The following is a 12,513-nucleotide window of genomic DNA, read 5'->3' as shown; positions in this document are numbered from 1 at the left end:
GGAGCATGGCAGGGCCCCCAGAAACAAGCAAGCATGCTTGCATTAATTTCCGGGCGGCGGCCGGAGCCTCTCAGCTCTCCGGTACGGCCCTCTTCCCCCGGCCCACCTGGGTGCGTACCGCGCCCATGCTCGCCGCGACCACCAGGGCGATCGCTGCCGTCTCGGGGAGGGTCAGGGACTGGCCGAGGACGAGGAGGCCGGCCGTGGCGGCGATGGCCGGTTCCAGGCTCATCAGGATGGCGAAGGTGGACGCGGGCAGCCGGCGCAGGGCCAGGAGTTCCAGGGTGTACGGCAGGACGGAGGAGAGGAGGGCGACCGCCGCGCCCAGGCCGAGCGTCACCGGGTCGGCGAGTTTCGCGCCGGACTCCGCGACGCCCAGCGGGAGGAAGAGCAGCGCGCCCACCGCCATCGCCAGGGCCAGACCGTCGGCCTGCGGGAAGCGGCGGCCCGTGCGGGCGCTGAACACGATGTACGCCGCCCACATCGCGCCCGCCCCGAGGGCGAACGCGACGCCCACCGGGTCGAGGCCGGCGAAGCCTCCGCCGCCGAGCAGGAAGACCCCGGCGAGGGCGAGTCCGGCCCAGACCAGGTTGAGGGCGCGGCGGGAGGCGAGGACGGAGAGGGCGAGCGGGCCGAGGACCTCCAGGGTCACCGCCGGGCCCAGCGGGATGCGGTCGACGGCCTGGTAGAAGAGGCCGTTCATCGCGGCCATGGTGACGCCGAAGACGACGACCGTGCCCCAGTCGGCGCGGGAGTGGCCGCGCAGCCGGGGACGGCAGACGACGAGCAGGACCACCGCCGCGACCGCCAGCCGCAGCGCCACGACCCCGAGCGCGCCCGCCCTCGGCATCAGCGTCACCGCCAGCGCACCGCCGAACTGCACCGAGATGCCGCCCGCGAGGACGAGACCGACGGGACCGAAGGAGCCGAAGCGGCCGGGGACACCGGGGGCGCCGGCCGGGACGGGGGTGGCGAGGGAGGGCGCGGAGGCTTCCGAGGGGGCGGTCACGGGCGGTCCAAGGGCTCTTGTGTTCATCCGGTTGAACTGTCGAGTCCAGAGTAATGAACCAGAACAGGTGCGTAAACCGGGGACGCCGCTGTCTCGCGCCGTGAGACGTTCAGATGCCGGGCCAGTGCCTCGGGCCGTAGGGGTCGTACGGGGCGTAAGGGTCGTACGGGTCGGGCACCGGCCGGGTCCAGGGGTCCTGCGCCGCCGCCGGGGCCGCGTAGGGGTCGTGACCGTATCCGTTCCCGTCGCCGCCGTACTCGGCCGCCGGCATCGGCACCGAGACCGGCACCGAGACCGGCACCGGCTGCTCCACGAACAGCGGCAGACGCAGCTCGCCCGTGTCCATCAGGGCGTTGTTCTGCGAGCGGTGCAGCCGTGCGTACGCCCCGCCCCAGGCCAGCAGTTCCTCGTGGCGGCCGGTCTCCACGATCCGGCCCTGGTCGACCACGAGGATGCGGTCGGCGTCGGGGGCGAGGTTGAGATCGTGGGTGATCATGATGGTCGTCCGGCCGGCCATCAGGCGCCTCAGCGGCTTCACGATCCGCCGGGCGGCCATCGCGTCCAGACCGGTGGTCGGCTCGTCCAGGACCAGGACCGGGGCGTCCCGCAGGATCGCGCGGGCGATCGCGAGGCGCTGGAGCTGGCCGCCGGACAGCCGGGCCGAACCCGGGTCGATCTTCGTGTCGTAGCCCTCGGGCAGCCGCACGACGAAGTCATGGGCGTCGGCCGCGCGGGCCGCCTCCTCGATGGCCTGGTCGCTCGCGCCGGGCCGGCCGCAGGCGATGTTCGCGCGGACGGTGTCGTGCAGGACGAGCGTCTCCTGCGGGAGCAGGGTCAGGTACTCCCGCAGCCGCGCCAGCGGGAAGTCGCGCACCGGCACGCCGTCCAGCAGCACCTCGCCGGCGTCCGGGTCGTAGAAGCGCAGGAGCAGCTTGGAGACGGTGGACTTGCCCGCGCCGCTCGGCCCGGTGATGATCACCAGCTCGCCCGGGTGCACGGAGAAGGAGAGCCCCTCCAGGGCCTGCCGGTCCGCGCCGGGGTAGCGGAAGGAGACGTCCCTGACCTCGACCGTGCCGTCCGGGCGGCCGGGGGGATCGGCCACCCGCCGGGGGTCCGTCACCGAGGGCCGTACGTCGAGGATCTCGATGAGCCGCTCGGCGCCCGCCGTCGCCGCCGTGATCGTGAGGCCCAGCTGGGCGAGGCCCCGCACCGGCGGGTACAGATAGCCGAGGAAGGCCGCGAAGGCGAGGAGCTGGCCGAGGGTCATGCGCCCGGTGGAGATCTCCCAGGCGCCGATGCCGATCACCGCGAGCACGCACACGGTCTCGATGACGGTCACCAGCTGTTCGTACGCCTCGTTGAGCCGGGTGGAGCGCACGGAGGCGCGGAACCAGGCGTTCGCCTCCTCGCCGAGCCGGCGGCGCTCGGCGTCGCGCCGGTCGTACGCCTGGGTCAGCACGATGTTGCCGAGCGACTCCTCGACGACGGAGGTGATCGCGCCGTCGGCTACCCGGCCCTCGCGCGAGACGTCCTTGATGGAGCCGGAGAAGCGGCGCGCGGCCAGCCAGAACAGGGGGGCGAGGACGAAGGTGGCGGCGGCCAGGTCCCAGCGCAGCCAGAAGGCGGCGGCCGCGTAGAAGATCGCGGAGAAGGCGGCGGAGGCGGCGCCGACCAGGCCCGACACGACCATCGTCTCGATGGCCTCGACGTCACTCGTCAGCCGGGACAGCAGATCGCCCTGGCGGTGGCGTTGGAAGAAGTGCGGCGGCAACTGCTGGACGTGGTCGAAGACACGCTCGCGCAGCCGCATCACGAACCGCTCGGTCGCCCAGGCGGCCAGGGAGTTGCCGGCGTAGGCCACGATCGCGCCGACCACGGCGACCCCGAGCCACTTCACGGCAGGCGCCCAGAACGCGGCGAGCGAGCCCTCGCGCAGGGCGTTGTCGGTGAGGTCGCCGAAGAGCAGGATGGCCTCGGTCTCGGCGAGCGCGGCGAGGATCGTGCACACCCAGACGACGAGCAGCCACTTCCGCAGGCCCCGGGTGAGCGGCCAGAAGCGGCGGAACGCTACGCGCGCGGGAATGGTGGGGGTGTCGTACTCATATTCCTCATCCCCTTCCTCCAGCTCTTCCCGTTCTCCCTGCAAGAATTCCCCTCCTTGAAAAAGCCCCCTGATTTCCCGCCTGATTTTCGAAGGGAAAGGGGCCGACGGTGCACCGTCGGCCCCTTTTCAGCGTGTCGGCGTGGGCTCAGCCGTCCTGGCCCGGCACCGGCGGAATCGGCTTGAGCTTCTTCTTCGGCTTGGGCTTCGGCGGGGGCGGGAGCTGCTTCGACTTGGGCTTGGGGGGCAGCGGGGCAAGCTTCTTGAAGCTCATTCCAACTCCTTGCGGGGATTGCGCTGTGCTTTCGTCGTTTCGGGCTTTCCGCGTCCGGCTCCCGACATCGAGAAACTTACACGCTCCTCATCTCCACGAACGGCAAAAAGAGCAAAGGTGCGCTGTGAATACCCTGGGAGAAGCTGGCAGTTGCTTGAGCAAGCCGTGGATCCTTGATCGTCATCGAGAATCGTCATCGAGCGCGTCCGCCAGCACCTCCGCCAGGTGCCGGGCCTGCACCCCGGCCAGCTGGTCGAGCTGGGTGCGGCAGGAGTAGCCGTCGGCGAGGACGACCGTGCCGGGCGGGGACTGCCGTACGGCGGGCAGCAGTTGCTCCTCCGCGCACGCGGCCGACACCTCGAAGTGGCCTTTCTCGAAGCCGAAGTTGCCCGCGAGGCCGCAACAGCCGCCGCTCAGTTCGCCGGTGAGTCCGGCGGCCTCGCGCAGCCGCCGGTCGGGGGCGTCGCCGAGCACCGCGTGCTGATGGCAGTGGGTCTGGCCGACGACCGGACGGTCCAGCCGGGGCGGCGCCCAGCCGGGCGCGTACCGCTCCAGCGCCTGGGCGAAGGTCACCACCCGCGCCGCGAGCCGCGGTGCGCGCGGGTCGTCGGGCAGCAGCTCGGGCAGGTCCGTCCGCAGGGCGGCGGCACAGCTGGGCTCCAGGACGACGAACGCCACCCGCGTCGGCTCCTCCCGCGTCAGGAACGGCTCCAGCAGGTCCAGGGTGCGCCGCATGACCTCCCGTGCCCGGTCCAGCTGGCCCGTGGAGACGTATGTCAGTCCGCAGCACACGCGGCCGCGCCTCGCCGTGAGCGGGTTGAAGACGTACGACACCCCGTCGCCGACGGCCGCCCTCGTCCACCGGTGAGCGGGCGGAGTGAGCACGTCCAGGCCCGCCGCCTCCAGGACCCGTACGGCCGCCTTGCCGACGGACGGGGAGAGGTGCTCGGTGAAGGTGTCCGGCCAGAGGAAGACCGCCGGCCGGGGCCCGCCCGGCCGGCGTTCGTCGTCCTGGAGCCCAGCCGCCTCCGCCCGCGCCCGCGCCACCAGAAGCCGCCCCCACCACCGGGTGAACGTCTCCCGGGCCAGCGGCGGGATCGCCCGCTCCGGCGCGATCCCGGCCGCCCGTTTCGCCGCCCACGCCAGGGGCCGCACGCGCGCGAGGGCGTTCACGAGCCGACTCGCGCGCGTGCGCGACGCCCAGCGCAGCCACTGCGGCAGCCGGCCCAGCGCGTAGTGGGCGGCGGGACGGCGCCGGCCCGCGTAGTGGTGGTGCAGGAACTCCGCCTTGTAGGTGGCCATGTCGACGCCGACCGGGCAGTCGGAGCGGCAGCCCTTGCAGGACAGGCACAGGTCCAGGGCGTCGCGGACCTCGGCCGACCGCCATCCGTCGGTCACCACCTCGCCGGCGAGCATCTCGTGCAGCAGTCGGGCACGCCCGCGCGTGGAGTGCGCCTCCTCGCCCGTCACACGGAACGACGGGCACATCACGGCGGGCCCGGTCGCCGCCGTCGTACGGCACTTGGCGACGCCCACACAGCGGCGTACGGCGGCCGAGAAGTCACCGCCGTCGGACGGGTAGCCGAAGACGACCGGCAGCGGTTCGCGGGGCAGCACGGCGAAGCGCAGCCCGGAGTCCAGCGGCGCGGGGCGGACCAGCATGCCGGGGTTGAGCAGGTCGTCGGGGTCCCACACACCCTTGGCCCGCTCGAACAGGGCGACCAGATCGGGGCCGTACATCCTCGGCAGCAGTTCGGCCCGCGCCTGCCCGTCGCCGTGCTCCCCGGACAGCGAGCCGCCATGGGCGACGACCAGGTCGGCGAGCTCCTCGGAGAAACGGCGGAAGCGCGCGACGCCCGGCCCGGTCAGCAGGTCGAAGTCGATCCGGACGTGGATGCAGCCGTCGCCGAAATGGCCGTACGGCGTCCCGCGCAGCCCGTGCGCGGCGAGCAGCGCCCGGAAGTCGCGCAGATAGGCGCCGAGGCGGGCGGGCGGCACCGCGCAGTCCTCCCAGCCGGGCCAGGCCTCGGAACCGTCGGGCATCCGCGTCGCCGTGCCGCTCGCGTCCTCGCGGACGCGCCACAGGGCGCGCTGGGCGGCCGGGTCGGTGACGACCAGCGCATCGACGGTGTCCGAGGCGGCCCGCACGATCGTCTCCGCACGCGCGCGTGCCTCGCCCTCCGACTCCCCGCCGGTCTCCACGAACAGCCAGGCACCCCCGCGGGGCAGCCCCGCCGTCGGCGGGACCAGGTCGGCCGCCATACCCTCGACCGTCAGCGGCCGATACGGGAGCAGACCGGCCGCGGCCTCGGCGGCGGCGCCCTCGTCGCCGTACCCGAGCACCGCGAGCGCACGCGCGCGTGGCGCCTCGACGAGCCGGACGACCGCCTCCGTGAGCACACCGAGCGTGCCCTCCGAGCCGCAGAAGGAGCGGGCGACGTCGGTGCCCTTCTCGGGCAGCAGCGCGTCCAGCGCGTACCCGGAGATCCGGCGGGGCAGCTCGGGGAAGCCGGTCCGCAGCCGCGCCAGCTCGCCCTCGACCAGCTCCCGCAGCCCGTCGGGCGCCCCGGACCAGCCCTGGCCGAGCCGCAGCCGCCGCCCGCGCGCGGTGACGACGTCCAGCTCGCGCACACTGTCCGCGGTCGTCCCCCACGCCACCGAGTGCGCGCCGCAGGAGTTGTTGCCGATCATCCCGCCGAGGGTGCAGCGGCTGTGTGTGGCCGGGTCGGGCCCGAAGCACAGCCCGTGCGGGGCGGCGGCCTCCTGGAGCCGGTCGAGGACCAGCCCGGGCTGCACGACGGCGGTGCGCGCCTGCGGGTCCAGGGCGAGCACCCGGTTCATGTGCCGGGTGAAGTCCAGCACCACCCCCGTACCGGTGGCCTGCCCGGCGATCGACGTGCCGCCGCCGCGCGCGACGACCGGCACACCGTGGGCGCGGCACACCACCAGGACGGCGCTCACGTCGTCGGCGTCCCGGGGGGCGACGACACCCAGCGGGACCCGCCGGTAGTTGGACGCGTCCATGGTGACCAGGGCGCGGGAGGTGACGTCGAAGCCGACGTCACCTCCGACGACCTTGCGCAGCTCGGCCTCGAGCTCTGTCGTGCCGTCCATGCCGTCCATGCCGTCCACCCAATCAGCCCACCTGCTGGAAAACACCGTCTCACCCGACGGACGAGGTTTCGCCGAGGTTTCCCGCACCGGCTAACCTCCCTGCGTGGCTGAGATCCAGATTCCCTCTGACATCAAGCCCGCCGACGGACGTTTCGGCGCGGGCCCCTCCAAGGTGCGGACGGAGGCGCTGGACGCCCTCGCCGCCACCGGCACCTCCCTCCTCGGCACCTCCCACCGCCAGGCTCCGGTGAAGAACCTGGTCGGCAAGGTGCGCGAGGGCATCTCCGAGCTGTTCTCCCTCCCCGAGGGCTACGAGGTGATCCTCGGCAACGGCGGCTCCACCGCGTTCTGGGACGTCGCGACCCACGGGCTGATCGAGAACAAGTCGCAGCACCTCACGTTCGGTGAGTTCTCGTCGAAGTTCGCGAAGGCGGCCAAGCTCGCCCCGTGGCTGGCGGAGCCCACCGTCGTCTCCTCCGACCCCGGCACGCACCCCGAGCCGCGGGCCGAGGCGGGCGCGGACGTGTACGCCTTCACGCACAACGAGACGTCGACGGGTGTCGCGGCCCCGCTGAAGCGCGTCCAGGGCGCCGACGAGGGCGCGCTGGTCCTGGTGGACGCCACCTCCGGCGCCGGCGGCCTCCCGGTCGACATCGCCGAGACGGACGTCTACTACTTCGCCCCGCAGAAGTCCTTCGCCTCCGACGGCGGTCTGTGGATCGGCGTGTTCTCCCCGGCGGCGATCGAGCGCGCCGAGCGGATCCACGCGTCCGGCCGCCACATCCCGGAGTTCTTCTCGCTCCCCACGGCGATCGACAACTCGCGCAAGAACCAGACGTACAACACCCCGGCGCTCGCCACCCTCTTCCTGCTGAACGAACAGCTGGAGTGGATCAACGGCCAGGGCGGTCTCGCCTTCTCCACCGGCCGCACCAAGGACTCCTCGACCCGCCTGTACACCTGGGCCGAGGAGTCGAAGCACGCGACGCCGTTCGTCACCGACCCGGCCAAGCGCTCGCAGGTCATCGGCACGATCGACTTCGCGGACGAGATCGACGCCGCCGCGATCGCCAAGGTGCTGCGCGCCAACGGGATCGTCGACACCGAGCCCTACCGCAAGCTCGGCCGCAACCAGCTGCGCGTCGCGATGTTCCCGGCGGTCGACCCGGCGGACGTCGAGGCGCTCACGCAGTGCATCGACTATGTGATCGAGAAGCTCTGATCACCGCTTCTCCATGATCGTGAGGGGCGCCCGGCGGATCACCGCGGGGCGCCCCTCGGCGTTCGCTACTCGCCGATGAGCTGCTGGTACGCCTTGGCGTCGAGCAGCCCGTTGGACGAGTCCTTCGACGCGGGCCTGATCCTGTAGAGCCACGTCCCGTACGGGTCGCTGTTCACGTCCTCGGGGGAGTCCACGACGTCGGGGTTGACCTCGACGACCTCCCCCTCCGCCGGGCTGAACAGCTCGGACACCGACTTGACCGACTCCACCGTGCCGACGGAGTCGCCCACCTCGACCTTCCTGCCCACGTCCGGCAGCTCGAAGAAGACGATGTCACCGAGCGACTTCTGCGCGTGGTCGGTGATGCCGACGGTGACGATGCCGTCGGACCCGGTGCTCACCCACTCGTGTTCGTCGGTGTAGCGGAGGTCGGCGGGCACGTGGGTCATGTCTGCTCCTTCGGCGGTCTCGGTGCGCTCGGGAACAGCGTGACCCCACCGATGTGCATATCCTCGCATTTCGGGCGGTGCGTCCTGTCCTCCGACAGGGGAAGGGCGCCCGGCGGACACCGGGCGCCCTTCTCGGTCGTGCGTCGCTCAGCCGCGGACGCCGACCAGGGTGTGCAGGGTGTCGGCGGACGTCGCGCCGGCCGACCGGTCCGCGGTCAGGGCGGACTGCGTCGTGGCCTCCGGCTTGGGGTCGGCCGTCTTCTTGCAGACCGCGTCGGCCGTGCCGCTGCCGCGCGGCACCGTGCCGTCGGTGAGGTACTTGACGAGGTACTTGTCCAGGCAGGCGTTGCCGCTCAGCGTGATGCCGTGGTTGCCGCCGCCCTGCTCGACCACCAGGCTGGAGTGCTTGAGCAGACGGTGGACGGCGACACCGCCCTGGTACGGGGTGGCCGCGTCGTTCGTCGCCTGGAACAGCAGGACCGGCGGGAGCTTGCTGTTGGCGACGTTCACCGGCTTGAGCGTCTTCGTGGGCCAGTAGGCGCACGGCGCGTTGTACCAGGCGTTGTTCCAGGCCATGAACGGGGCCTTGGAGTACACGGCCCAGTTGTCCTCGCGCCACTGCTTCCAGTCGCGGGGCCAGGAGACGTCACGGCACTGCACGGCGGTGTAGACGCTGTAGCCGTTGTCACCGGAGGCGTCGATGGCCGCGATGCCCTCGTACGCCTTGACCAGCGGGGTGGCGTCCTTGTCGTTGACATAGGCGGCGAACGCCTCGGCGAGGGTGGGCCAGTAGCCGTTGTAGTAGCCGCCGGGGATGAAGATGTCCTCCAGCTCGGAGGCCCCCACCTCGCCGCCGGCCGGCTTCGTGGCGAGTTCGGCCCGCATCGCGTACCACTTGGCCTCGATCGCGGCCGGGTCGGTGCCGAGCTTGTACGTGCCGTTGTACTTGGCGATCCACGCCATCAGCGCCTTGTGGCGGGCGTCGAAGGCGTAGTCCTGGGAGATGTTGGCCCCGTACCAGACCCCGCCGGGGTCGACGATCGAGTCCAGGACCAGCCGGCGCACCCGGGTCGGGAAGAGCTTGGCGTAGACCTGGCCCAGGTAGGTGCCGTACGAGTAGCCGAAGTAGTTGATCTTCTTGGCGCCGAGCGCCTTGCGGATCCGGTCCATGTCCTTCACGGCGCTGACCGTGTCGATGTACGGCAGGACGTCCGCGTACTTGGTGCCGCAGGCCTTGGCGAAGGCCTTGGCGCGGGAGAGGTTGGCCTTCTCGATCGCGGCGGTGCTGGGCACGGAGTCCGGGCGGACCGGGTTGAAGTAGCCCGGCTTGCAGTCCAGGGCGGGCTTGCTCTTGCCGACGCCGCGCGGGTCGAAACCGATGACGTCGTACTGCGACGCGACCGCCTTGGGCAGCGAGGACGCCACGAACCCGGCGAGCGTCAGTCCGCTGCCGCCGGGGCCGCCGGGGTTGACCAGCAGCGGGCCCTGGTACTTGCGCGCGGTGTGCGGGACGCGGGACAGGGCCAGGGTTATCTTCCGGCCGTTCGGCTTGGCGTAGTTCAACGGCACCTTCACCGACGCGCACTGGAGCGTCGGGTAGTCGTCCGTCGCGCACTTCTTCCAGGTGACCCTCGCCGCCTGGGCCGCTGGCTGCGCGGACTGCGACGAGGCGGCCTCGGCCGGGACGGCGGTGAGAGATCCGGCCAGGACGACGGTCGCGCCGCACAGCACGGCGGTGCTTCTTCTCATGAAGTTCCTTCACAGCATGGGGGGTTCGGCAGGACCGGAAAGTTCACGATCCTCGCGGGATCTTTCCGAAGAAGCACGCCCGCAAGAAGCTTTTCGCCCAAAAATTTGGAACTCATTTGGCCCGGAGGCCTGCCGGCGAGTCCGACCGGCACCGGAAAGCTGTCGCAACGTCAAGGCAAAGGCTCCCACGCTCTGTTGAACCCCCGTGGCCGCGCACCGCACACTGACGATCACTCCAAAGGGGACGGCGGGGACATGAACAGGCCCATACCCGGCACCGTGCAGGTCGCGGTACGGCACATCCTCAGCGACCGGGTGACCGGCGGCCTGATCCGGCCACGCACCCGCACGATCACCTGGCGCGACACCTTCCTGCGGGTCCGCCGGCCGCAGTCGGGCAAGCAGACGGTCGAGGTCATCTGCGGGGTCTGCGAGACCTCGTTGCTCGCCGAGGTGCGCGACGAGACCCGGACCGGCCGGACCAAGGCCGTTCTCCTCACCCTCGCGGCGGTCTCCGTGCTCCTCTTCGTGGCCGCCCTCGCCTACGCGATCCACGAGGGCGGCAAGACGCTTCCCGAGGGCCAGTCCCTCCCCGTCCTCTTCCCGGTCAGCGTGATCGGCGTCTTCGTCACCTTCGTGGCCTCGCCCGTCCTGTACACCCGGGGCCGTCACTACGACGGGGTGAGCATGCTCAGCCCACGCCGGGAGGCAGCGGGCCACCAGCTCAAGCCGGTACGGGGCTGAAGCGGGCGATCGGGCGAACTCCCTCCCCAGGAGGGCTGTCGTCCGGCCCCGCCGCGCGAGGAGAAGTGCTGGAACCTGGGGCTGTCACGCCTCCTCGACCGATGACACGGCCACCGGCTGGACGAGGGACCCCAGGGGGCGCCCGGCGCCCTCGGTGCCGGGCGTCCGCCGTTCAGGTCGCCGTGCAGCTCACGCTGGGCACCGCCCCGCCCCCGGGCGCGCCCCCGAAGCCGAAGCTCGTCGAGGCGCCCGCCGCGATCGTGCCGTTGTGGGAGGCGTTCACCGCGGTCACGGTCGACCCGCTCTGGGTGTACGACGCGTTCCAGATGTTCGTGATCTGCTGGGCGCCGCTCCAGGTCCAGGTGACCTTCCAGGAACCGGTCGCGGTCGTCCCGGTGTTGGTCACCTTCACCTCGGCGTTGAAGCCGCCGCCCCAGTCGCTGGTGACCGTGTAGGCGGCGGAGCAGGCGGCCGTGCTTCCGCCGCCTCCCCCGCCTCCGCCTCCGCCGGTGCCGGTTCCGGGGAAGCCCGGCGCCTTGACGCTCGCCAGGTAGCCGTCCTTCACGGTGTCCACCGTCTGCCAGTCGTCCTTGAGGATCCCTCCCGTGTCACCGGAGTTGGGGTTCCAGGACCAGAACGTCCAGTGGAAGGAGTCGGCGCCGTACGTCGCCGTCGGCCGCAGGTAGCTCACCAGCGCCGTCAGCCACTTCTGGTCCACCGTCGAGGCCAGCGTGGTACCGAACTCCCCCACCCACACGGGCGCGATGTTCTGCTTGAAGATGTAGCCCCAGTACTTGTCCCAGATCCCCGGCATGTTGGCGGGGAACGTCGGATCGCTGAACCAGCTCTGCTGGGCCACGCTGGTGGCGTAGTCGTGGGCCGAGTAGACGACCCGGTTCGCCACGCTCAGCTGCACCGGGTACTGCGCGACCCCCATCAGGTTCCCGCCCCACCAGCCGGAGACCCCGTTGAAGGTCTGTACGCCCTCGACGAAGATCAGCAGGTCGGGGTTGACGGACAGGACGGCGTTCCCGGCGCGCTGGGCGGCCAGCCGCCAGTCGGTCGCGGTGTCGCCGCAGCCCCAGCAGGCGGGGTCGTGGGGCTCGTTGTGCAGGTCGATGCCGACGACCGTGGACTGGCCCGCGTAACGGGCCGCCAGGGACTTCAGGTTGGCGATCCAGGTCGACTCGGGGACGGCCGAGGTGTACCAGAGGGCCGACTGGCCGCCCGCGTCCGGGCGGTGCCGGTCGAGGATCACCTTGAGGCCGTCCTGACCGGCGTACGAGACGATCCTGTCCAGCACTCCGAGCGGGCCGAGCCCTTGCAGGTCCGCGTTCTTGCCGCTGCTGAAGTCGATGCTGTTGGGCACGGTCGAGCTCTTGAAGATGTCGTCGCTGTACGGGATGCGGATCGTGTTGTAGCCCAGCGACTTCATCTGGTCGATCATGCTCTTGTAGTCGCGGGACCACAGGCCGTGGACGACGTAGTTGCCGGTCTCGAAGCCGAACCAGTTGATCCCGGCGATCCGGACCGGCTGCCCGGCCGCGTCGAGGATCTGCCGGCCGCTGGTGTGCCAGTACCCGGCACCGGCGTCGGCCGCCACGGCGGTGGCCGGGGCTGCTTGGGCGGACTGCGCGCCCGCCGCCAGGGGGAGCAGCAGGGCCGCGGCGGCGGCGCACAGCGCTCTGCGGAGGTTGCGGAACATGACGTTGCTTCCTCTCGGGGGCGGCGCGGGCCCGGAACTCATGGGAGCGCTCCCATACACCGCGCACCACCCAGGAAACTGGCACTGCATGAGCGCGTCAAGGAGGACGGCGGCACCGGGCGCGATGCCGGGCCGCCGTCGGACCA

The 12,513-nt window shown here is 71.5% G+C and carries 9 protein-coding genes; 2 read left to right on the top strand and 7 right to left on the bottom strand.

From position 1 onward, the window contains the following. Nucleotides 1-70: 70 nt before the first annotated feature. The 4 genes from AQJ64_RS26860 to AQJ64_RS26850 form a co-directional block, all read right to left on the bottom strand. Complete coding sequence (locus AQJ64_RS26860; RefSeq protein ID WP_059203049.1) at nt 71-1,036, bottom strand: EamA family transporter; 966 nt, start codon at nt 1,034-1,036, stop codon at nt 71-73. Between the two features lie 82 nt (nt 1,037-1,118). Next, nucleotides 1,119-3,155, bottom strand: a complete 2,037-nt coding sequence (locus AQJ64_RS26855) for an ABC transporter ATP-binding protein (protein WP_425315617.1) — start codon at nt 3,153-3,155, stop codon at nt 1,119-1,121. Between the two features lie 103 nt (nt 3,156-3,258). Then, a complete protein-coding gene (locus AQJ64_RS51805; RefSeq protein ID WP_276206625.1) occupies nt 3,259-3,384 on the bottom strand; it encodes a hypothetical protein in 126 nt (41 codons plus the stop codon). A 180-nt stretch (nt 3,385-3,564) separates the two neighbouring features. Next, on the bottom strand, nt 3,565-6,507 hold the full coding sequence (locus AQJ64_RS26850) for an FAD-binding and (Fe-S)-binding domain-containing protein (protein ID WP_244902691.1): 2,943 nt from the start codon (nt 6,505-6,507) through the stop codon (nt 3,565-3,567). Between the two features lie 94 nt (nt 6,508-6,601). On the opposite strand from AQJ64_RS26850, the gene serC reads away from it, so the two are divergent. Continuing rightward, nucleotides 6,602-7,720: a phosphoserine transaminase gene (gene serC / locus AQJ64_RS26845; protein ID WP_055632493.1), complete on the top strand. Its 1,119-nt coding sequence runs from the start codon at nt 6,602-6,604 to the stop codon at nt 7,718-7,720. Between the two features lie 65 nt (nt 7,721-7,785). On the opposite strand, the gene gcvH is transcribed toward serC, so the two are convergent. Then, complete coding sequence (gcvH, locus tag AQJ64_RS26840) at nt 7,786-8,169, bottom strand: glycine cleavage system protein GcvH (RefSeq protein WP_055632494.1); 384 nt, start codon at nt 8,167-8,169, stop codon at nt 7,786-7,788. 147 nt (nt 8,170-8,316) lie between these two features. Beyond that, entirely contained in the window at nt 8,317-9,918 is a 1,602-nt protein-coding gene (locus tag AQJ64_RS26835) for an alpha/beta hydrolase (RefSeq protein ID WP_055632495.1), read from the bottom strand. A gap of 255 nt (nt 9,919-10,173) precedes the next feature. Here AQJ64_RS26835 and AQJ64_RS26830 point away from each other — a divergent pair, with 255 nt between their 5' ends. After that, nucleotides 10,174-10,662 carry a hypothetical protein gene (locus AQJ64_RS26830; protein WP_055632496.1) on the top strand — a complete coding sequence of 163 codons (489 nt, stop codon included), beginning with the start codon at nt 10,174-10,176 and terminating at the stop codon, nt 10,660-10,662. Nucleotides 10,663-10,834: 172 nt separating this feature from the next. Here AQJ64_RS26830 and AQJ64_RS26825 read toward each other — a convergent pair whose 3' ends face one another. Further along, the gene (locus AQJ64_RS26825; RefSeq protein ID WP_055632497.1) at nt 10,835-12,367 is read right to left on the bottom strand and encodes a cellulase family glycosylhydrolase; all 1,533 of its coding nucleotides are present in this window, start codon (nt 12,365-12,367) and stop codon (nt 10,835-10,837) included. Nucleotides 12,368-12,513 lie beyond the last annotated feature (146 nt).

The organism is Streptomyces griseoruber, from assembly GCF_001514205.1.
GTDB classification, from domain to species: Bacteria; Actinomycetota; Actinomycetes; order Streptomycetales; family Streptomycetaceae; genus Streptomyces; species Streptomyces griseoruber.
Note: the sequence above shows the minus strand (reverse complement) of the source record. Positions and strands in the feature narration are given on the sequence as shown.

Bases quoted from the DNA above. Each gene is read 5' to 3' on its own strand.
- AQJ64_RS26860 (WP_059203049.1), bottom strand. From the start codon at position 1,036: ATGAACACAAGAGCCCTTGGACCGCCCGTGACCGCCCCCTCGGAAGCC.
- AQJ64_RS51805 (WP_276206625.1), bottom strand. From the start codon at position 3,384: ATGAGCTTCAAGAAGCTTGCCCCGCTGCCCCCCAAGCCCAAGTCGAAG.
- AQJ64_RS26850 (WP_244902691.1), bottom strand. From the start codon at position 6,507: ATGGACGGCATGGACGGCACGACAGAGCTCGAGGCCGAGCTGCGCAAG.
- gcvH (WP_055632494.1), bottom strand. From the start codon at position 8,169: ATGACCCACGTGCCCGCCGACCTCCGCTACACCGACGAACACGAGTGG.
- AQJ64_RS26835 (WP_055632495.1), bottom strand. From the start codon at position 9,918: ATGAGAAGAAGCACCGCCGTGCTGTGCGGCGCGACCGTCGTCCTGGCC.
- AQJ64_RS26830 (WP_055632496.1), top strand. From the start codon at position 10,174: ATGAACAGGCCCATACCCGGCACCGTGCAGGTCGCGGTACGGCACATC.
- AQJ64_RS26825 (WP_055632497.1), bottom strand. From the start codon at position 12,367: ATGTTCCGCAACCTCCGCAGAGCGCTGTGCGCCGCCGCCGCGGCCCTG.